General features: G+C 25.8%; 20 protein-coding genes. 5 read left to right on the top strand and 15 right to left on the bottom strand.

Going from position 1 to position 22874, the window contains the following annotated elements; translation table 4 throughout:
- Window positions 1–3 precede the first annotated feature (3 nt).
- The 5 genes from SCULI_RS05685 to SCULI_RS02105 form a co-directional block, all read right to left on the bottom strand.
- Window positions 4–2487: a glucose PTS transporter subunit IIA gene (locus SCULI_RS05685; RefSeq protein ID WP_025362990.1), complete on the bottom strand. Its 2484-nt coding sequence runs from the start codon at window positions 2485–2487 to the stop codon at window positions 4–6.
- Between the two features lie 81 nt (window positions 2488–2568).
- Entirely contained in the window at window positions 2569–3324 is a 756-nt protein-coding gene (locus tag SCULI_RS02120) for a MurR/RpiR family transcriptional regulator (protein ID WP_025362989.1), read from the bottom strand.
- Between the two features lie 12 nt (window positions 3325–3336).
- A complete protein-coding gene (locus SCULI_RS02115) occupies window positions 3337–4671 on the bottom strand; it encodes a hypothetical protein (RefSeq protein WP_025362988.1) in 1335 nt (444 codons plus the stop codon).
- Window positions 4664–5884 carry a hypothetical protein gene (locus SCULI_RS02110; protein ID WP_025362987.1) on the bottom strand — a complete coding sequence of 407 codons (1221 nt, stop codon included), beginning with the start codon at window positions 5882–5884 and terminating at the stop codon, window positions 4664–4666. The genes SCULI_RS02115 and SCULI_RS02110 overlap by 8 nt, the downstream gene beginning before the upstream one ends.
- A 48-nt stretch (window positions 5885–5932) precedes the next feature.
- Window positions 5933–6643, bottom strand: a complete 711-nt coding sequence (locus SCULI_RS02105) for an RsmE family RNA methyltransferase (RefSeq protein ID WP_025362986.1) — start codon at window positions 6641–6643, stop codon at window positions 5933–5935.
- A 105-nt stretch (window positions 6644–6748) separates the two neighbouring features.
- On the opposite strand from SCULI_RS02105, the gene SCULI_RS02100 reads away from it, so the two are divergent.
- From SCULI_RS02100 to SCULI_RS02085, 4 genes are all read left to right on the top strand, one after another.
- Window positions 6749–7444 (top strand): hypothetical protein, encoded by a 696-nt coding sequence (locus SCULI_RS02100; RefSeq protein WP_025362985.1) that lies wholly within the window; start codon window positions 6749–6751, stop codon window positions 7442–7444.
- A 178-nt stretch (window positions 7445–7622) separates the two neighbouring features.
- Window positions 7623–8018 (top strand): hypothetical protein, encoded by a 396-nt coding sequence (locus tag SCULI_RS02095; protein ID WP_025362984.1) that lies wholly within the window; start codon window positions 7623–7625, stop codon window positions 8016–8018.
- A gap of 3 nt (window positions 8019–8021) precedes the next feature.
- The gene (locus SCULI_RS02090) at window positions 8022–9002 is read left to right on the top strand and encodes an HAAS signaling domain-containing protein (RefSeq protein ID WP_025362983.1); all 981 of its coding nucleotides are present in this window, start codon (window positions 8022–8024) and stop codon (window positions 9000–9002) included.
- 35 nt (window positions 9003–9037) lie between these two features.
- A complete protein-coding gene (locus tag SCULI_RS02085) occupies window positions 9038–9319 on the top strand; it encodes a PadR family transcriptional regulator (protein ID WP_053230321.1) in 282 nt (93 codons plus the stop codon).
- A 140-nt stretch (window positions 9320–9459) separates the two neighbouring features.
- On the opposite strand, the gene SCULI_RS02080 is transcribed toward SCULI_RS02085, so the two are convergent.
- From SCULI_RS02080 to SCULI_RS02045, 8 genes are all read right to left on the bottom strand, one after another.
- On the bottom strand, window positions 9460–10707 hold the full coding sequence (locus SCULI_RS02080; RefSeq protein WP_025362981.1) for a hypothetical protein: 1248 nt from the start codon (window positions 10705–10707) through the stop codon (window positions 9460–9462).
- 104 nt (window positions 10708–10811) lie between these two features.
- Complete coding sequence (rbfA, locus tag SCULI_RS02075; RefSeq protein WP_025362980.1) at window positions 10812–11156, bottom strand: 30S ribosome-binding factor RbfA; 345 nt, start codon at window positions 11154–11156, stop codon at window positions 10812–10814.
- 1 nt (window position 11157) lies between these two features.
- Window positions 11158–13029 carry a translation initiation factor IF-2 gene (gene infB / locus SCULI_RS02070; protein WP_025362979.1) on the bottom strand — a complete coding sequence of 624 codons (1872 nt, stop codon included), beginning with the start codon at window positions 13027–13029 and terminating at the stop codon, window positions 11158–11160.
- Window positions 13013–13339 carry a L7Ae/L30e/S12e/Gadd45 family ribosomal protein gene (locus SCULI_RS02065; RefSeq protein ID WP_025362978.1) on the bottom strand — a complete coding sequence of 109 codons (327 nt, stop codon included), beginning with the start codon at window positions 13337–13339 and terminating at the stop codon, window positions 13013–13015. Before SCULI_RS02065 ends, infB begins: the two co-directional genes overlap by 17 nt.
- The gene (gene rnpM / locus SCULI_RS02060; protein ID WP_025362977.1) at window positions 13339–13611 is read right to left on the bottom strand and encodes an RNase P modulator RnpM; all 273 of its coding nucleotides are present in this window, start codon (window positions 13609–13611) and stop codon (window positions 13339–13341) included. The genes SCULI_RS02065 and rnpM overlap by 1 nt, the downstream gene beginning before the upstream one ends.
- A gap of 16 nt (window positions 13612–13627) precedes the next feature.
- Window positions 13628–14977, bottom strand: coding sequence for a transcription termination factor NusA (gene nusA / locus SCULI_RS02055; protein ID WP_025362976.1), 1350 nt, complete (start codon window positions 14975–14977; stop codon window positions 13628–13630).
- 231 nt (window positions 14978–15208) lie between these two features.
- Window positions 15209–15679, bottom strand: a complete 471-nt coding sequence (locus tag SCULI_RS02050) for an isochorismatase family protein (RefSeq protein WP_025362975.1) — start codon at window positions 15677–15679, stop codon at window positions 15209–15211.
- Between the two features lie 56 nt (window positions 15680–15735).
- Window positions 15736–16311, bottom strand: coding sequence for a DJ-1 family glyoxalase III (locus SCULI_RS02045; protein ID WP_025362974.1), 576 nt, complete (start codon window positions 16309–16311; stop codon window positions 15736–15738).
- 67 nt (window positions 16312–16378) lie between these two features.
- Between SCULI_RS02045 and SCULI_RS02040 the strand changes: the two genes are divergently transcribed.
- Window positions 16379–16801: a hypothetical protein gene (locus tag SCULI_RS02040; protein ID WP_025362973.1), complete on the top strand. Its 423-nt coding sequence runs from the start codon at window positions 16379–16381 to the stop codon at window positions 16799–16801.
- Between the two features lie 33 nt (window positions 16802–16834).
- Here SCULI_RS02040 and SCULI_RS02035 read toward each other — a convergent pair whose 3' ends face one another.
- Window positions 16835–17362, bottom strand: a complete 528-nt coding sequence (locus SCULI_RS02035) for a hypothetical protein (RefSeq protein WP_025362972.1) — start codon at window positions 17360–17362, stop codon at window positions 16835–16837.
- Window positions 17363–17514: 152 nt separating this feature from the next.
- A complete protein-coding gene (locus SCULI_RS02030; protein WP_025362971.1) occupies window positions 17515–22797 on the bottom strand; it encodes an ABC transporter permease in 5283 nt (1760 codons plus the stop codon).
- Window positions 22798–22874: the final 77 nt, after the last annotated feature.

The raw sequence follows: 22874 nt of genomic DNA, 5'->3' as shown, positions 1-22874 counted from the left end.
AAATTAACCTCTTTCTACTAAAAATTGCTTAAATTCTTTATTATTAATTTTAAATTCTTTTTTATCAAGCTCTCCAAAGAAAATATTGATTGAATAAACTGAGTTATAGAATAAATCTGCATAATTTTTCATTTCATCAAACTTAGTTTCTTTTGCAAGTTCATCTAAAACTTTAGAAGTATCTTTCATAGTTTTTTCTTGTAAGCTAATAATTTGTTTTTTGATTGCTTCCATTTCTGTGATTAATAAGTTTTTTTGCTCAATTAAAGGCTGTTTTTTAAGATCCAAGTTAAAGTTATTATAATTTTCAACTAAAAGTTCAAACTTTTCAGTTCCTTCATTTTTTAAAGCATTTTTGTAAAGTTTATATTTATGTTTTTCTTCTGTTTTATTAATTTTTTCTAATGTAATATTTAGTTTCTGTAGTTTAACACTAAATTTTTCAAATTCTTTAAACAATTTGTTATTTTCTTTTAAATCATTTAAGTTTGTATCAAAACGCTTAATAATTTTTTGCTTTTCTTCTTTAGATTTTAAATTTAAAATAGTTGCATATCTTGATGCTATTTTTTTTACAGTAGCTAGAGCACCTTTGTACTCATTAATTCTATCTATATCAAATGCTCATGTTAAGGCAATCGCTGATCCAATAGTAATTAATAGACCAATGGTTGCTCATACTGTGTAAATACCAGTTGGTCCAATATTTAGAATTGTAATAATTCCTAATGTCATATATCCACTTTCAAGCACACGTGCCCCAGTATTAACAATAAACAAGGCACCAATTGCTGCAGATACGCATCCAAATAAGAATGGTTTTAATCTTGGAAGTGTTACTCCATAGATTAACGGTTCAGTAATTCCAAATATTGCAGCTGGAGCTGCTCCATAAACTACTTGTTTAATTTGACTATTATTAGTTCTTAATGCAGAACCAAGTGCAGCACCTAATTGACCAAATGTTCCTAAGAAAATCCCAAATCACAATAATGAATATCCGTTTTCTTGAATTGGAGTTCCCAATGCAACAGCAATTGCTAAATGTGTTCCTGTTAAAACTAATGGTTGTCATATAAATGCAAAGATCGCAACTCCAATTCCCAATGGAATTGCTTCAAAGTTAATAAACAATAAGGCCATTAATTGCTCAATTGTTCCAAAAATTGGTCCAACTACAAATAAAGTAAGAGTAATTGTGAATAGATATGTTAATGTATGTCTAAATACGACATCCACACTTGTAGGCATTCATGTTTTTACTCATTTATCAAAGTAGAAATAAATAAATCCAGCAATAATAAATGGTAGCATTGAATCAACATAATTTTTTACATAAATTTCTTGTGATCCAATTGTAAATAATGGCCACCCATTTCCCCCACCAAAGAAAAATAGATGTGATACTAATGAGTATCCAATAAAAATTGCCATTATTGTATTTCCTTTTAAAAATCTTACAGTTGTGTATATAAAAATAATTCCAATTAAATTTAATCCAACTTTTGATAATATGTAAAGTACACCACTAAACATATCTATTTCTCCTAAATTCCCACTTTCTGGAACAGGTTGGACAACATTTGCTAGCAATAAAATATTGTATAAAGCCCCAATAATACCAATTGTTAAAAGAGCTGGTATACTTGGTTGCATAATTCCAGTAATTGTTGGAAGTATTTTTTTATAAAATGGGATTTTAACTTTTGCTACTGTATTTTGTGCAGTACCAGCCATAACAGTTTCAAATTCTTCTTTAACTTTATAAACTTCTCCTCCAATAATTATTTGAAGTTCTTGTCCATTTCAATTAAGTCCCTTCACTAATCCAAGTTTTTTTAAACTATCTTCATTAACTTTAGTTTTGTCACCAATAACAATTCTAAGTCTTGTCATACAGTTATAAAAATCTTTTACATTATCTTTTTTACCAACATATTGATAAATCTCTTTGGCAGTTTTTAAATATTGATTTTCAAAAGTTCCTAATGTTTTTGAAGAAACCTTTGTTGTTTCTTTTTCAAAGTTAATTTCACCAATTAAATCTCCGGCTTTAACTTTTCCAGTTTTATTTAATTTAATTGTTAAATTATTAAATTGTGTAGTTTCAAATACAATTGCAGTTTCTGTACTAATGTTTTTTGATTTAATCAATTCTAAATCAACATCAACAAGTACATCTTTAATTGTAACTTTTGATTTCTCTTTTACTTTTATATTAAATGGTTCACCATTTAATGATACTGTGTCTAATCCAATATGAATTAATCCAACACAACCAGATTCTAAATCTTTAATATGTAACGCATGTTTAGTATCAAAAATCATTTCAATCTGTGAATTTTCAAAAAATGAATGGAATTCATTACTTTCTGGAACAATAAAAAATCCATCTCCAAGCATTTTTTGTGCAAAAACGTCATCACTAATTTTTTCAATTTTATTGATTACACCATCAACTGGTGCATATAAATTAATTTTTTGCATAATACCCCCTCTATATGTAGATTATCTATCAATTGGAAAATTTATCTATATGATTGCTTATAATAGAAAAAACTTTCTATATTAGAAAGTTTTTAATAAATAATATACATTTAAGAAAAAGTACTCTATAAAAATTCGTCTAAATTTATATCCTGAATATCCACCAAATGAAGTCAACACAAATAAATCTCTATATGCTGTTACTTTATGCTTTTGAGAATTTGAACTAATTACAAAAAGATTATTAGTTTTTATATTTTGATCTAATAGTTCATAATGTTCAACTAAAAAATTATTGTCATTACCAGTTAAAATCATAACTAAAACATAGTCATCAAGATTGCGCTCTAATAATTTTCTAAATAAATTTCTGTTTTTTAAAATAGTTACTTCAATATCTAATTCTACTAATAAATCATTAAAATAGTCAGTTACAACTTCCATTTGATATCCAGAAAACATAATTACTTTCTTTTTTAAAAATATTTCATTAGAAAGATTATTTAGAAATTGAGATTCTTTATGAATATAAGCATTAAATTTAACCATTTCATCTAAAACAAAATTATCTTTATTAATATTTTCATCAAATTCAAGATAATATTTTTTATATTCAATTTTTAAATTATAATAAAATTCTTTTCATCCAGCATAACCAATTTTTTTTGAAAATTTAGTTAAAGCAGATTCAGATACATATGCTTCCTTTGCAATTTCTGTTTGATTTTTAAATATGCCTTTATCGTAATCTTTCATTATTGCTTTTGCAATTGACTTTTCAATACTCTCTGGTTCTTGTGATGCTAAATTGCTTAATATTTCTCGTATGCTTTTCATTTATTTCACCTATTAATTATCATTTTCTATAATTCAATCATTTTCATTGACTTTATCAACCATAGTTGTAATCATTCTTATAATTGTATTTCAATCACTTTGAGTTGATAAAGGATATTTGTGATCAAAATATGGTTTTAAATACTTAATTTTTTCTTCATAACTTGACAATCAGTTGTGAGCTACTAAATTTAAATCTTCCATTGCTTCTCTTTGACGCATTGATTTGATTTCTTCTTTTAATTCTTGTGATAATTTTGAATACAAGTCAGTACTAATACTTGTAAATAATCTTTGAAAGATAGCAAAGTTAGAATTTCCTGTGATAATTTTGGGACTTGCAAAATAACGTTTGCCTTCGTTTCTGGCTTTATCTCAAGCAATTTTTGAATAACCATATTCATTGCCACAATGCGATTGAATATAACTTAAATCATCAAAGTTTTGTAAATCAAAAATTCTCATTTGTGCAAAAAAACTACTTCTTTGAATAAAATTAGAATTTGTATTCAAAGAATAACGTGAAATATCGGCAAAGATTTCAATTGATTCAGATTGTAATTCTGAGAAAAAATAACTATTATAGTTATTAAATTTTGAAAATATAAAATAATATAAATTATTGATATTAATTTTTTGTTTAAATCATTTACTTAAATATTTAACTTCATTTAATTTTTTATAGTCAAATGATTTATCTAAATTATTGAATTTTGTATCCAAATATTGATTCATACTTTTGGCAATAAACTCATAAAATCATGTCAAAATAAAATAATCAAGATTATAGGTATATTTAAATTGATCTTTTAAAATGTAATTGATTAAACGTTTAACACTTGATAAAGTGTTGCCACTAATTTTATTTGCTTTAGCAAATGCTTCAGTTAATTGCAATGCTCGATCATCTTGAACAATTCCATTGCGATTTACATAATCAATTAATAAGTCATTTTTCTTTTTGCGAATTAATAAAATAAAACGATAATTAATTGCTTGGTCTTTATAGGTTTCATGAATTGCAATGTAATTTTGATTCTTTTTAATTTTGTATTTAATTGGCAATTGTTGAAAAATTTCTAAAATACTTTCTAAAAAAGAAGTATGTTTAAAAGTTAAAGAAGGAAAATACTTAACAACAGCTAATTCTAAATCAATGGTCTTAGTTTTTGAATTAAATGAACGATATTTAAAATCACTTAACTTCTTTAAAGTAAAACCTTTATCAGTTAATAGTTTTTCAAATTCATTATATGAATCTTTAATTTTTTGATTTAATTTACTATCAGTGACAACATTTTTATTGACTCCAATTCTAAATTGATCAATTATATTAATTTTAGCCAAGTTCTATTCCCCTCCTATCTACTTCTTTTTCAATGTTAATTATATTAAATCTATAATAACTTAAAAATACTAAGAATAAACCAATTTCTTTATCTGAAGGATAAATATTTTTTGAATGAATAAAAATATCTAAGTCATCATATAACTTTTTATTTTTTTTCATTGTGTAATTTGAATTTCCCAATGTATTTTTAATGTAAGGATTTGAATCATATCAAAAATAAATATTGTCATCTAAATATGCCTTTTCATTAATTCAATGTTTTGATTGTTCTAAATATTTATCTAAAAAATCTTTTGTATTTGGATAAGTGTTATGAAAAACTCAATCCAAGTGTTTTAAATTAAATGAACGATACATTTTTTCAAACAACTTTAATTTCTTATAATATAAGTTATTTGATTGAAAAATATTGTCGATTATTTTTTTATTTGGAAATAAGTGATTAAAAACTTGTGTTAATCAATCTTGCATATGAGAATTTTTAACTAATTGATATTGTAAATCACTTAAAATCAAAATCTTTGCCATTAGTCTTTGTTTGTTGCTAAATTCTTTGCGATAATTTAATCTTATATAGAAAAACAGAATTTCAACTTTGCGAATTGTTAATTTATTTAAAGTTTTAAATGCTTTAACATATTCTAAAGCATTTGTTTGATAATATCTTTGCTTGCGACAAATAATTGCAGGATATTGATTATGACATAAAGCAATTCTAATAATAATTGAAAAACCAATTTTATCCTCTTTATAAAAATCAATTTGCACTGCATCTTTAAATTGAAAGAATTCTTTAGAATCAACATTTACTTTAACTTTTTTAATTAAATAATTAACTTGAATATCTTCAATAATTTCATATTTCTTTTTTAACTTTTGATAAATTACTTCATTTAATTCGCAATTTCAACAATCATCAAAATGATCACGTGTTTCAATTTCTTGTTGATAAGTATTGTACATGTCTTTATTGACATATTTTAAGGCTAAAAGATCAATTTTTGGAGCTTGATCAAAATTATAAATACCATTAATAGCATAACTGCCAATCTTTTTAACACTAACAATATCTTTTAGTTCGTTTTTAATGAAAAATATGTTTCGATTAATATATTGTTTAAATGGTTTTTCTAATTCAACTGTTTTTAATTGTTCGTTAATTAACTTAACATCACCAGTAATTAATTTAGAATCATTCTTTTGAAACATATTTTGTCACCCCTAAAACACTAATGATATTATACCATTTTTAAAAAACTAGTGTTTTTCATACATAATTGTACTCAATAAATAAAGTGAAGCTGTTTCTGCACGCAAAATGTTGTTGCCTAATCCTACAACATGATAATTTAACTGTTCTAATTGAGCAATTTCACTTGCATCAATGCCCCCTTCAGGACCTACAACAATATTGATTGTTTGAAAGTCAGTTTGTAATTGGTTTTTTAAACTATTTTTAACAGTTTCTTCTCAAGCAACCAACTTTAAATCTGCTTCAATCTTTGAAATACCTGGTATTGTTCTTATAACTTTGTGAACTACAGGAATGTTTACTCGTTTTGATTGTTTGGCAGCTTCTTTACAAATTGATTGTCAACGAGCAATCTTGCTTTCTTCTTTTTTAGGTTCAACTTGAACAACATTGCGTTTAAAAATAACAGGATAAATATTGTCAACGCCAATTTCAGTGGCTTTTTGTAAAAGAAAATCTCATTTTTGCTCTCTAATAATCCCTGCAAATAAATTAATAGTTACTTTTTTAATATCACTTTCAATCTTTTCAATGATTTTGACAATACATTGATCAATTTCAATTGTTTCTAGTAAACACAAGTATTTTTCACTCTGATAAATACAATAAACTTGTTGTGTTAATTTAAGTTTAATCACATTTTTAATGTGGTGAACATCTTGTCCCTCAATGATAAAAGAATCGTCTATTTTTTTATCAACAAAAAAGCTATGCATATTAATTCCACCTTTAATAAATTTATTATATAATATTTATTGTCAAGTAATGATTAATTGAATTCCAAACTGTTTTTTATATTAAAAATTAGATTGGAGAAATAAATGAAAAAGACTGATGAATTATCTAATTCACAAAACCAAGTAAGTGAAACTAAATTCACTTATGATCTTGACACAATTGATTTAGATTATGAAATCAGCAAACTATCTAAAACGAACAGACATGTAAAATTTAAGAGCGAAACACTTAATATAACCATTGTCAGTTTGTTACTAAGTATGTCTACAGCTGTTAGTTTAATAAATGTGATTATTCCAATGTTTATTACAAGTATAAACGTGGGATTTGTCTTAAAATACTTTATTATTGCTATAAGCTTTCAAGTAGTCGGATTATACTGGGGTATGATTATAGGTTTGTTAGATGGATTATTACAATTTTTAATTTGGGGAATGAGCCCACTTTTTAGATTAACTTCAGCATTAGGACTTGTTGTATGAGTCTTCTTGTTTTGGTTATTATTTGAAAAGCTATTTAGTATATATACAAACAAAAGTACTACATCACGAGCTATGGCTTCGTTTTGTGGCGGAATTATAATTTTATTTATTCAACCATTTGTTGGAGCAACTTTAACTTATTTTCGATTAATGATTGAAGTTGGAGTAAAAGATTATAGTTTACTAATGTTTGCAAACACTTGAATTAGTCTAATGGTATTTGACTTATTCGCAATTATTTTATTTGTAACAACAACTTATCGAATTCAATTAATCATATCCAAATATAGACAATAAAAAAGCATATCTTTCTAAAAAGTGAATATGCTTTTTTATTTTTTAAACAGTTTTTATTTTAAATTCAGATATGTAAGTGCCCTTTCATTTAATTTAATTCTAAAATCTTAAAAATTTTAATTTACTACTTGACTATATCAAATACTCAATATATCATAGTAGAGATAGGAGAGCAAAAATGGAATTAAAATTAAAAAAAGTTAATGCGCAAAGAATTAGAGTTAATATAGCTTTTCTAATATTGCAAACCTTGTTAACAATTGGAATGTTTTTAGCAACAATTTCAGTTAGCATTGGTGGAATTTCAGCAAAATCAATTGTATTTTTTTGATTATTTTCACTGTATTTTTTATATGGCAGTATTTGATTAGGCCTTATTTTAGCATTTGATTTAAAAGGAAAAATAAATAATACAAACGATATAAAACTTCTATTTTCGGGAATAGGATCAATTATTTGTTTATTTACATTAATCGTTTGAATATTTTTTGTAAGAGAAATATATTTTGATAGAAAATATAGTATTGATTTTCTAGAAACAACAGATGAAGTTTCTTCATCTAAAGGGGAATAAAATATGAAAGCAGAAACTTTATTTTTAAAAGAATTAGAAAAAGAGCTTAAATTTTTAAACCCAGTTGATCGCGAAGATTTTATGGTTAACTATCGTTTACAAATATATGATCGTTATAAAAGTGGAGAAGAAATTGTCAATATTATTAACAGTTTTGAAAATCCAGAAGTAATTGCAAAAAACATCTATGCTGAATTAGAAATAGACATTGACCAACAAAAGATGAAAAAATATAAATCATATACAGGTACAAAAATATTTTTAGGATTATGTACAATTTTGCCACAATTAATTGTATTTGTCTTTTTATTGGCCTTTATTAGTATTGGTTTTACTTTAATACCAGCTTCATTATTTTGTTTAACTATGTTTTGAATCAATTACGAACCTTTACAAGCAATTGGTGGATCTCTGTTGTCACTTGGATTAGTGCCTTTACTTTCAGTTTTATTTATTTATATAAGCAAATATGTTTATGCATTTCAAAAAACATTTTTTCAAATTTCAATTGAATTAATAGCTGGAAGAGAATATAAGAATGTTAAGAAAGAAAATAAAAATGTTAAATTAAAAAATATATTAACAATTGTAATGTTATCAATATTTTCACTATTTACTATTGGTGGTCTAATTGGATGTTTTGCTGGTGATAAAACTATTGGTGGAGCATCAATCTCAAAAAATATGATTAATCAAGATATTACTACATTGAATTATGAAGAAAACATTGAATTGGATTATTGAGAATTAAGAATTAATAGTTGATATAAAGTTGAATTTGTTGAAAATAAAGAACTTCATGAAAAAATTCAAATTAAGAGAGAACATAATTTCAAAAAAACAATTACTGTTAATTATACTCTTACATTATCATATGAAAAAACATATAGATTAAATGTGGATGTTCCATTAAATATAGAAATTTTCAACATTTCAAGTCAAATTTTTACAGTAATTTATAACCCAAATGAAGTTAAAATTTAAATTTGGATACACAATTAAAAAAAGGTGTCTTAGATATGATTATCTTAGACCTTTTAAGAAAACAAGATTATTATGCATATGAGCTAAATAAAATTTTAAATAAATTTATTTCAATTAATGAATCAACAGCTTATGCTATTTTTAAGAAATTAGTAGATAAAGGATTTGTTTCATATTATTTGGCTGAATCAAATAATGGTCCTGTTAGAAAATACTATAAAATTACTAAAATTGGGTTAATGCAATTAGAAGAATATTTAAAAAATTGAGAAGAATTTATAAATTCTGTTCAAAAATTTATAAATGAAAACAAATAAAAATACTTTAGCTTTAAAATTTAATAAAAAGTGTCAGGAATAAATTTTTATATAAAACATGTTAAATATTTAAAAAATCTCTTTAATTTAAAGAGATTTTTTAATATATAAAGTTGTTTTATATTTAAACACTGATTATTTTATTTTCTAGTAAATTTTGACAATAAAACTGTTGAAGATCAAAAGATAAATAATAAACAGAAATTGACAATATACAATTTATCATCTTCACCATTTTTAATTCACAAGATATTTAAAACTAAAGATGTTGTAAAAATAATTAATGGTAATATAAATGCTTCTATCAAAATTAATCAATTAAATTTTTTGGTTTTAACAATTTGAATAAAACCATCAAATATATATAAAAGTAACATTGATGAAAGAATAATATATAAAATTGAAAATAATAATTGAACAAGTTGTTGTTTATATCAAACGCTTTGATCGTTACTAATTTCTGGGAAAAATACTAAGTTTAAAATGATATTTAAAAAGATTAGTGTAATAAAAACAAAAAATACGCTCATATGTTTTCAAAATATTACTAAATCATTCTTTTTGGCATTTGCTAAAATGTTTACTACAAATAAAATGATACTCATCAAATAAACAGATAAAGTAAATGCTATAAAAAACATTTTTCCAATAACAATTTGTACTCCAAGCAGACTCATTAAACCAATAATTGCAAAGACTGCAAATGAAATACTGAAAGCTAAAAATAGTGAACTTGAAAATCTTAAGATATAAAGACTTGAGATTTTTCATTTATTATTAATATCTTTTTGTTCATCAATTGATAGAAAATAGCCAATTGATTGTCAACTTGATAATGAATAATAATTATCTGTCATTTTATTTTCAAATAAAACTTTTTGTTTGGTACTAATGATTCTTTGCTTTTCTAATTCAAAATTATCTTGAATATATTTTGTAATTAATTGAGTTGTTCCTAATAAATATGAAAAGTCTTTTTCCATTAAAATATTTGAAGAAAGCTCATCAATTAAACTATTTAAATAAACTGGACAATATTTAATTGTTTTAAATTCTTTTAAAAGAGCTTTTAAATCATTTATATTTTGATCTTTTAATGATTTTTGTAATTTTTCTAAATAATTTAGTGTAATTTCAAACTCAAATAAAAGATTATTTCTTAAATCTTTTTTATACGAATTTATATTAATAATTTTTTTAAAGAACATTGATTTAATTGTTCCATAAACAATTGTAAATAATGTTCCCAAAATTATTAATTTAAATGGATCAAAAATTTGAAATGCTAAACTTTCATTGCCATCCAAACTATTAATTCATGCATTATAAAAATAATATAAAAAAGTAATTATTGAAATAAAGACTATTTGTAATGTTATTTTTTTCATTGTTATTCCTTTCTTACAGTTTAATAAACTATTGTTTAATTCTAACAAAAAAAGAAAAAAAATCTTGTAAATTAATTTAAAAACTAACTTACAAGATTTTTTATTTATTTAATTTCTTTTAAGATTTCTTCAATTTTATTGGCATTTTCAAGTGATTTATCATATTCGAATTTTAATTCAGGAACACTTCTCATTTCCACTCTACTTGCTAATAACATTCTAATTTCTTTTGCATATTCTTTAAGTTCTTCTTCGATATCACCAAGATTTGCTTCACTATCCATTGAAGAATAGTAAACTTTTGCTTGACTCATATCGTTTGTTAACCTAACTTCATGTACTGAAATTGAATTTACAAATTCACTATCTGGAAATTCTCTTTGTAAAATTAGGTTCAATTCTCTTAAAATTGTAGATTGAGCTCTTTCTAATTTAATGTCGTTTGCCATATTATTTCACCTCTTCTACTTTGTATGCCTCTATTATATCATTTTCTTTTAAATCGTTAAAGTTCTTAATTGTAATTCCACATTCTTGACCTTCACGAGCCTCTTTAATATCATCCTTCTTGTTCTTTAAAGAAGACATTTCTCCTGTATAAATTACAATTCCGTTTCTTAAAATATGTACTTTTGATCCTCTTGGAATGCTTCCTGCCACGACTCTACATCCAGCAATTGTTCCAACTTGTGAGTGTTTAAATAACTGTCTCACTTCAGCTTCACCTAAAGATTTTTCTTCATAAACTGGGTCTAACATTCCAGTTGCAGCTTCTGCAATTTCTTCAATTAATTTGTAGATAATGTTGTGTAAACGAATATCAACACCATCTTCTTCTGCTTTTTGTCTAACTTGAGCATTTGGTCTAACATTAAATCCATAAATTAAAGCATTTGAAGCAAGTGCTAAAGTTACATCACTTACTGAAATGGCACCAACTGTTGCACGAATAACATTGATTTTAACCCCTTCAATACTAATTTTTAGCATTGAATTTCTTACAGCCTCAACTGTTCCTTGAGTATCTGCTTTTAAAATAATGTTAATTGATTTTAATTCACCAGCTTCAATTTGATTTTTAATTGAATCTAATGTAAAACTTTGGTTTTTTTGACGAGCTTCTTGCGCTTGTTTAACCCCTTGTGCTTCAGCAATTTCTCTTGCCATCTTTTCTTCAGTTACAACCATAAATTTGTCTCCAGCTCTTGGTACTTCGTTTAAACCTACAACTAGAGCTGGTTGTCCTGGAAGAACAGTTTTTAATTTTGCTTTATTTTCATTTTCAATATCTTTGATTGCTCCAAAAGTTGCACCTGCAACAAAAATATCTCTCATATTTAATGTTCCAGTTTGCACTAAAACTGTTGCAATTGGTCCACGAGCCTTATCAAGGTGAGCTTCTAAAATTGTTCCACGAGCAAATTTATTTGGATTTGCTTTTAAATCTTTTACTTCTGCTATAAATAGCAATGTTTCAAGTAAAGTATCTAGTCCAACTTTATTCTTGGCACTTCCTTCAATAAAAGGCACATCGCCTCCATATTCTTCTGCAACAATTCCATAGTTCATTAATTCCATTTTAACTTTACTTGGATCTGCATCAGGTTTGTCAATTTTATTGACAAAAACTACAATTGGTACATTTGCAGCTTTGGCGTGATCGATTGCCTCTTCAGTTTGGGGCATAACTCCATCATCTGCGGCAACTACTAAAATTACAATGTCAGTTACTTCACTACCACGAGCTCTCATTTCTGTAAAAGCTTCGTGACCTGGAGTATCAATAAAAGTAATTTTATTGTCTTTTAGATTTACTTGGTAGGCTCCAATATGTTGAGTGATTCCCCCAAATTCTCCATCAGTTACATTTGCATTTCTAATTGAATCTAATAAAGTAGTTTTTCCATGGTCAACGTGTCCCATGATAGTGACAACTGGAGGTTTTAATTTTAAATCTTTTGGATCATCATTTTCATCAAATGTTTCAAAAATATTTTCCTTGGTAACAGCAGTCTCTTTTTTAAAGTCATATCCAAATTCTAGACATAACTCTCCCATTTGCTCTTCTGTTAACAACTGATTTTGAGTAACCATACTTCCATTTGTAAAGAATCACTTTACAATTTCAGCTGGTCCCTTATTAATTTTTGCAGCAAATTCTGCAATTGATAATGGTTCTGTATAGACAAATACTCCATCAATTAAACCAGTTTGTTTTGTTTCTTTAAGTTTACTTTTAAGGTTAGCAGTGTGAGCTTTGGATTTGTTTTTGGCTTGTTGCTTTGCATTATTATTTGGTTTTGCATTAGTTTGTTTGGCCATAATTTACATCTCCTTTGCTTATATTTTTTAATATTAACTTTACAAAGTTAATATCTTCAATGCCAATCGCTTTGACATTGTTTTTTCCAATTGCTTGGTTTAATTGAATAGTATCAATTAAACCATTGTAAATTGGAACTTGATAAAAAGCACATTTATCATTGATTTTTTTCAATTGGCTAGCACCCATATCTTTGACTGTTAATACCAATTTAATTTTATTCTTAATAATCTTTTTAAATAAGGTTTCTCCTGAAATAAGTTTGTTTGCAGATGAAGCAAGTCCTAATACATTTAATAAATCTTGCATTAATCTCAGTTATTTTTGATTTCATCTTCTATTTGAGCAAAAATACTTTCATCTACTTTAGTTTTTAAACCTCGTTCAAGAGCTTTAGTTTTTTTAATTTTTGCAAGTGATTCAAGCGTTGGGCGTAAATAAACTCCTCGCCCATTTGCTTTTCTAGTTTGGTCAATAAAAATCTGTCCCTCTTTATTTTTAACAATACGAATTAATTCTAATTTTGGATACATCTTATTTGATGATACATCTTTTCTAAGAACAACATGTTTATCTTCCATTTAAATCACTTCCTTACTAGTCTTTGTAATATGAATCATATTCATCCATATCAATAGTTTCATCTTCATTTTCAACTGCTAAATTTTCAAATGCAGCAGAATATGATTCTATTTCATCAATTGAATTATCTTCAACAAAAATATTTGAATCAATTTCTTGGTATGAAGATTCATTTGAATAGTTGTCATTGTTAAAGTTATTTAACGGTTTTGAATTATTTCTTGTTTTTTCACGTCTTTTGTTAACATTGTTTAAGAAATCAGGATTTGATAATTCTTCTTGAGTAATGTTTCCATTTCACAAGATTTCCATTTCTTTAGCTTGTGCATTTTCAAGTGACAAGATATTGATTTTCATGTTTACAAGGTTAGCAACTAATCTTGCAGCCATTCCTTTTTTACCAATTGCCAATGACAATTGTTCATTTGGAACAACAACAAAACATTCATTTGCTTCTTCATCTAAATCAATACTAATAACTTTTACAGGAGCTAAAGAATTCATTACAAATGTTTTTCTATCTTCATCTCATAAAACAATATCAACTTTTTCACCATTTAATTCTTTTGATACTTCTTTGATTCTTGAACCAGCTGCACCAACACAACTTCCAATTGGATCAATTCCTTCTTCATGTGAATAAACAGCAATTTTTGAACGTTTTCCTGGATCTCTTGAAACTGATTTAACTTCAATAATTCCTTCTGCAATTTCGGGAACTTGAGTTTCCATTAATCTTGCTAAGAATTCTGGGTGAATTCTTGAAGCTTGAATTTGTGAGTGTTTGTTGTCTTTTGAAACTTCTTCAACATAGAAACAAATACGATCTCCTTCATCAAAATCTTCTCCTGGAATCATTTTTTTATTTCAAATTGGAATTATTGAACCATCAACATCAATTAAGTAGTTAGTTTCTGTAATATCTTTTACAGTTCCCCCAACAATTTCGTGATTTTTTGATAAAAATTCTTCATATAATTTATTTTTTTCACCTTCACGAATTTTTTGTTTAATGATTTGCCCAACTTGCATAACAGCTAATTTACTAAAATCAACGTCAAATGGAACTGGTTCATAAACAGTATCTCCAATTGTAACGTCTTCTCCATAAGCTGCTTTAGCATCATTTAAACCAATTTCTAGTCATTCATCTTCAATTTTTTGAACAACAGTTAATTCTTTAAATACTTTAATTTGACCTGTTTGTTCATCAATATCAACTTTAACAATAGCTTCAGGGTCAAAGAATTTTTCATATGCTTTTTGAAAACCTTCTCTAATTCCTTCAAAAACTATTTCTTTTTCAATTTTTTTCTCTTCTGCAATGTCATAAATTGCATCTAATAATTTAGCACCATCAATCATGATAGCAAATTCCTCCTATTTAATTTTGTTTTGAATAAAATCTTTATTCTTGAGTTTACAAATAGAAAAGAAGACTTACGCCTTCTTTTCATTTTCGAAACTTGACATTTTTATTATAAACCTATTTTACAAAATTACTATCTTTTTGAATTATAAATTTAATAAATATCTTTATCTCAATTACCATTTAAGTTATTGAATGCTTTTACAAGTCCATAAAAGTCAAATCTTCTATTTTACTAATTCTTCAATAATGCTTGCTTTAAAACCATGTTTTAAAGCATCTTGATAAGTGGCATCAACACAATATTGTTTTACCAGTCCACAAATTTCAACTTCTTCAACTTTTTGTTCTTTAAGTCACTCTTCTAAAGGAGCAACTCCTTTTACTTGGAAATTAAATCCTGAATAACTATCTTCATCAATATTGACAGCTTTTTTAACAATAAAGTCTGCTACTGATGTATCAACTAAAATTTCAGCACCCTTTGTATTTTGAATACAATGTGGGGGTCAAATTTCAAAAGAACAATGATTTTCTGGATGTCAATCCATTGTAAAGACAACCAATCAATTATTGTCTTTATAAAACTTAATTTTTTGTTCAATTCCTTCCTTTAATGTTTCACCTTCAGGTCAATATAGACTACCATTTGGATCTGCAAAATCATATTGATAATCTACTACAATTAAAGCTTTCATATTTTTATTATAAATTAAAAAAGGATAAAAAAATTACCATTTAAAATGGTAATTTTTTAATAATTGAAAACTAAAGTTTCGTGTAATGCTAACATTTGTTCTGTTGAAGTAAAATGGTCAACAATTTGTAAAGCAAATTGTAAAGCGCCCCCAATTGAACTTCCAGTAATAATGTTTCCATCAGCAATTGCACTCATTTGTGGTTTTTTAACTGCATTATCTAAATATGAATCACATCCAGGATAGAATGTCACTTCAACTTTATCTAATAAACCAAGTTTTCCCAAAATTTGAGGTGCAGCACATATTGCTGCTAAAGTTTTATTTGCTTGTGCATGTTTTTCAATTGCATTCATTAATACTTCACATTGCATCAAGTTATCAACTCCAGGTTGGCCTCCAGGTAATACTAAACAATCATATTCATCAAAATTAATTGTTTGCATAGTTTTGTCAGCTTTAATTGTAATATTGTGACTTCCTGTCACTTCTGTTTTATCTGTAATTGATACCATATCTACTTGTTCAAATGAGCCTTTAAATAAAGATTCAGCTCTTCTTAAGACATCAACAGTTGAAATCATTTCTGTTTCTTCAAAACCTGTTGCTAGAAAAATCGCTACTTTTGCCATATTTTTTACCTCTTTCTTTTATTAATTATATAGAAAAAAAGTTTATAATTTACATAGGTGAAAAAATATGGGTTTAATTAAATTAACAAAAGAGACATTTAAATTTGTAAAGTCATCAAAAACTAAGACTAAAAAAGATGATAACCAAATTTATAATTTGATCATTAATGATAGCATTGTTAATGTCAATATTCGAAATATCAAAACAATTAATGCCAAATTTGGTTCTTTAGCATTTAAAGAAAACTTAAATCATGATATTGGTTTTCGCTTTATTAATGCTAAAGGTTTTAATTCAATTGGTTTTCGCCAAAATGTAGATTTAGTTTTTTGTGATCGTCGCCATCAAGTGGTTGAATTATTTACAAGTTTTAAACCCAATAAAATGACTGAATACATCGCTAATAGTACTGTAGTTTATGTATTGGCATCTAATTCTATTAAATATTTAAATATTAAACCAAAAGATATTGTCAAAATTACAAAATAAAAATCAACCAATTGGTTGATTTTTTTATGATTATTATTTTAAAACAGTTGTTCCTAATAATGATAAAGCTTCAGTTTTAACTTTATCTCAGAAGTTAACTGCTAAGAATTTATCAACAACTCTAGCTGAAATATGTAATCCTTCAAAGTAGAAGTGCATTTTATTATGACGAAGTGTAATGTGACCAATTGTTACAGCCATAAAGTCAAATCCGTCATTAATTAATTCAGTTCCAGATTTATCTCTAAATTCTGGATAAGCATATTGTTGAAACATTGCTTCACGCATTGTTTCAACTCCTGGGTTTCATCAAGTTGTTAATAAATAATCTCTCAATCTTTGAATTTTTGCTTCTCCTTCTGGACCTAAAGCTTGTCATTTACTAATAACGTTTTCTTCAAAGAATGGTGCAAATTTTTTAATTCCTAATTCAAGACTAGGAAAAAATATTTGAAATGGTTGGTCACTTTCTTCAATCTCAACATGACATAAAAATCATGGTTCATCAAAACTAACTGCCCCAATTTGTTCTGAATTCAACTGGTATACTTTTTCGCTCATATAAATTCTCCCCTTAAATACAAACATATTATATCACAAAAAATAGGGTTTTTACCACTAAAAATAGCCCTTAAAACCTAGACTTATTACTATTATTTTAACTATTTTTAAAAATAAAAACAACTAAAATGGTTTAGTTGTTTTGTTATATTTTAAGCCACTAATGTACTTGGCGATTCTTTTCTAATTTTTGATGTAGTAATTACAATTGAGCATACATATGAACTAACTATTAAAATTGATGAAATCAGTGGTAATCATCAAGTAATTCCAAATGGAATCGACATAAAGTTTGTATTAATATATGAAGCAATTGCTAAAATTGCAAATTGACTTAAAATTGTTCCTAGAATAAATGCGATTAAACTAAATACAGAAACAAAACCAAAACTATATTTAATAATTTTTCAATTTGAATACCCAAGTGACTTCATAGTAATCATGAATTTTTTATATTGTTGTACATAAATATCTGAAATTAACACAATCGATAATGATGAAACAAAGATAATAAAACATATAAAGAATATTCCAATTGTTAAAATTAATTTTGTTAATTCATTAATTAAGTTTTGTTGTTCACTCATAAACTTCATATTTTTAATTTCAATTAGAGCATAGAAATTAGCATTTTCCGAAGCCATTGTGTCTTCTCCAATTTTTGGCGATCTTGCAAATGACGCTTGAGTTGTCACAAAGTATGGTTCTTGTGCATTTGAAAATACACCATTATATCAAACACTTGGAATATGTGACCTTTGTTCTGGATTTAAACCATAAATTCACTCATCTTTTTTATCTTCTGCAATTAAATCTTGAGGTTTATAATAGGAATATGTATTTATCTTTGTGTCTTTAATATTGACTGTATTTTCAGTTTCTAAGTTTTCATAAGTAAAGTTAAATGGTATATATTTTGCAGTTGAATATCCTTTTACAAGGTTGGCAATATTTTGATCAATAATTGCGCGTTCACTTCCATAAACATCAATTTTATCAATTTTTTGCAAATTGATTTTTGCAATATTACCCTCTGACATAGTTTTTCAATTTAATGTTTCTTCGTTTAACATAAATGGATTACTTGATGAATGAAATGAATAACCTAAAAAATTAAATTTTGCATTAATCATTTCATCCATTTCAGCTCCACTAAGATTAATATCGGGTTTAGAATATTTGCCACTTGCGTCAAAATAATATGAATAAGGACGAATTCATGTAAAGTCTTCAAGAGAATCATCTCCTAATTTTTTTTGTCAATCTTTAACAGTATCTTCTGGAATACCTAAATCATGTGCTTTACCAGATCCCATTCAAGCTATTTGATTTTTATTTCCAAAACCAGCAATTTCTTTAATATTTGTTGTATATCTTGTTGGTACAAATAATACAACATTATCATATTGATAGTAAGGGCGAATAACTGGTGTTAATTCGCCTGTTATTTTGTCTTGTTCAAAATCAAAGAAAGCAAATGAATCATCTCTAATTGAATCAAAGTTTTTATATCTATCTAAACCATCAACATAGCCTTTATCTGCTTTATCACTATTGTCGTTTTTAAAGATCGCTTGATAAGTAAATTTTGAAGATTGTAAATCTTCTGGATTAAGTCATCCTTGATTTTCACTGCTATTATTACTTATTTTCTGTCAATCGCGATCATCATATTTTCAAGCACTATTTGGAATATCAACATTTGCTTCTGAAAGTTGCATTCTTGTTGCTGTAAAATTCAAATCTTCAATTATATTATTTTGAAATGAATGTACTCTGTCAAATTCTCCATTTGTGATTGTTGGAATAGTTAATGTTTTTGTTTGACTATCATACATTTTAAAATCATTAATAATAACATCTTTAATTTCAGAACTTGCTATCCTTCCATAAATAATATCTTTTAATAACTCTAAATTTTGATCATCAATAAATAATTGTTGTTGTTTCTCTGGTAATACAAAAGCATTTTGAGATTCCAATAATCCAATTAATTGCATGTTTGAAGAATCACGAGTTTTTCCAATAAGTGATGTATACATTGTATCTACATTTGGAATATAGGTATTAAATGAATAGCCAAATTTATATTGGTTCATTCTATTTTCTGAAATACTTAAATAATTTTTAACATAAGCTGGCGCTTGACCTAAAATTATATCTGAAATCTGTTCTTTTCAATTACCACCCTGATTTGATCCAGCACCAGGCATAACCATACTTAAAATTTCGGGTAATCCATTTGTTAATAAATCTGAAACATTATTAACTTCTTGAATTCTTTTATTATTATCATCACCAAATTTATTTGAGTGAATAATATATTCTAATAATTGTTGTGCTTCAATTAATGAAAATTCTTTTCCTACTAATTGAATAAAATTAGTCCCAAATATACTTGCTAAAACAGAAATGGTATTATTTTCTGCATTTAAATTTGTTTTCTCATTTAAAAAAATATCATATAGTCATTGATAATCAATATTATTTCCAGTTTGATTCATCAATATTTTTGGCAATACTGAATTGTCACCAATTGATGTTGAACTTGAAACATTTTTTGAAATATCTTTAATTCCAGTTCCAAAAATATTATTTGATGGAATATAGGTGTCTTCATATTGCTCAACTCCTTGTCAAGGACTTAAACTAGTTTTTGCAAGTGGTGCATTACCTACTAAATCAATATTTTCAACTTCATTATTGTATTTAATATTTTTATAGTAACTTGATAATGTTTGAGAGACCACTCCTGGAACTGCTAAAAATCCTGAAGCCAAAAATGAAGCTAATAAAATTGTTGTTCCTGTTAATAATGTTTTTGAAAAACCAGAAAACGCCAATTCAGTTGAAAGTTTTGAAGAAAATTTCATATTTTTAGTTAATTTTTGTTTGAAACCATTTATTATTTTGTGATCTTTGTGTTTTTCAACTTTTGAAAGTACCTCAAGAACATTTTTTGAAGTTAAAAAATAAGCTACAAAATATGAAACTATCATTGAAAATAAACCAAACAATACAGCAGAAATCAATAAAGATCATCAATTAAAAATTACTTGCTTATATAAACCACCACTATAATTTAAAAATAAATTAACCAATAATTCTTGGCCAAATGAAGCAATTAATCATGCTAAAGGTACAACAACTAACATTGTAATAAAACTATAAGAAATATATGAAATTGAAATTTTTGAAGCACTTACACCCATTGCTTTTAAAATTCCAATTTCTCCAGAATTTAAATCAATAGTTTTTTTAATTGCAATCACAATTGCAGATAAAGCAATTAGAGATATTAATATACTCAAACAATACGAAGTAATTTTAAAATACTTAGTCATTGCTGGTGCCAATTTTCAATTTTGAGAATATATTGAGTCATTAAATGATGAGTATTCTTCTCCACTTGGTCAATTTTGATAGGTAACAGTTTCATTATTATTTATTGCATTAATTGTCTCATAAGAAGACATCAAGTATTTTTCACTAAAAGCTAATGTTGAATAATAATATGCCATTTTTTGAGCAGCCTCTTGTTTATTATTTGGCATTGTGACAATTGTAAATAACATTTTTGAAGCAAATTTATGAAAATCAGATGAAATTATACTTTGAAGAGTTGCACTATTTCCATAAACAATTGCAGTTTTTTTAGTATTTGGAAAAACATCAGTTGAACTTGCAACAGGATAATAAGCCAATGGATCTGTTGCATATCCCGAAATTACAAATGTACCTCCACCAAGTTGAACACTTTGACCTAATTTAATCTTATTTTTATGGGCATATTGAGGATTTATCAAAATTTCATTTGCAGCTGTAGGCATTCTTCCTCCCAACAATGTAACCCTACTTGGTCAAGTATAATTGTCTAAAATTACTAAACGATACTTCATTTCAGCAACACTATCTGAAAGAATTATTTCTGCTCTATTTTCAACATTAATATCTAATGCTTGGCCAATTAACTGATGTCTAAAATAATACATTTTAATATTCATTACTGAATCATAATTAATATCAAATCTATCATCAAAACTGTTAAATGAACGATAACCTGCTAAAGTTTCATTAGTGGATTCAAAACCATTTTGAATTTTTAATTTATAAACCTGACTTGTACTTCCCAAACCACCACTAATTTTTCCTTCTGCAGTTACTTGACCAATAATTTGGACAAGTGAACCTCGAAGACCATTTTTATAAATTGATTCTAAAGATTGATTAAACATATTTTGTTCATAATTTGAATAATTTAAATCAACTTTTTGAATTCATGGTAATTGTTTTTTTTCATTATCAATAATCATTTCTTCTTTTGAAGTCTTTCCCTTAAAATTTGCTCCAGTTATAAATGCATAGAGAGTATTTGCAATAGTTTGTGAATTGTTTTCTGATCCGTCAAATCATTCAAAACCAGCTTCTTTACTAATATTATTATTAAAATACTCTTGAACCTTTGCTTCAGTTGGGTCATTATCATTTCATTCATTTGAATAAACCGCTTGATCAAGATAATAATATATATAATTAGTAGTTGAATCTATAATTTGAGCTACTAATGATATAAAAGAAAAATACATGTAATATGAGTAAATTGATAAACTCTCTTTATTTTTAGGTTCAACATTTAAATCTTGTTCAGTGATAGTTCCATTTTGTCATAATTTATAAACTAAACTATTTTTTAAGTATTGTGAACTTGATTCTTCAACATTTTTTAAATCAGCTATTAAATTATCTTTCATCTTTGTAATAAATGTTATTAAAAAATTGTTATATGTAGTATTTTTACAATTATCAACTAGACACGCATATGTATCTCCTAAATTTAATCCTATTTTTGTTAAATATTCTGGATTTTTATATGTTATTGAACCTGTTGTTGGATCATATGTATATTCAAATAACATATCTAAATAACCTTTTTCATTATTGTTTTCTTTTGAATTATTTAAAAAATCAAAAAAGGCTTGTTGCACTTCAGAATTTTCAAAAGCCTTTGATATAAAAGTTGATTGATACCCCTCATAACCCTTTTGCAATGTTTCATCCATATCTTTTTCTACTTTTGAAGGTCATTCAATTAAATTAAAATTATATTGAATTGATTGATTTTCTGGACTAAATTTATCAATTGTTGAATCATATGAAGATAAAAATTGAAAATTAATAAAATCGTTTAACGGTACATAATTTGAATCATTATTATTTCTAATCCCCGCCTCACGTGTAGTTATGTAATCAAATGGTTCCATTTTTTGCATAACATTATTATAATTTTGAGACAGTCTTTTACTTGATGATAATGAAATTGACAATATAAAAGTTGATAAAAAACTTAAAATTATGATAACAAAAAATTGTATTCTAAATTTTAGAATACCTCGAATTCCTTGTTTTAAATATAAAAATACACTAAACTTTCTCATTTTTTTATTCCCTTTGACATATTTAAGTTTACTTTTTTTTTTTTTTTTGTCAAGAGTGTTATAAAATATAAGTGTTA

Source organism: Spiroplasma culicicola AES-1, assembly GCF_000565175.1.
GTDB lineage: Bacteria > Bacillota_I > Bacilli_A > Mycoplasmatales > Mycoplasmataceae > Spiroplasma_A > Spiroplasma_A culicicola.
This window is presented reverse-complemented; position numbering and strand designations above follow the sequence as displayed.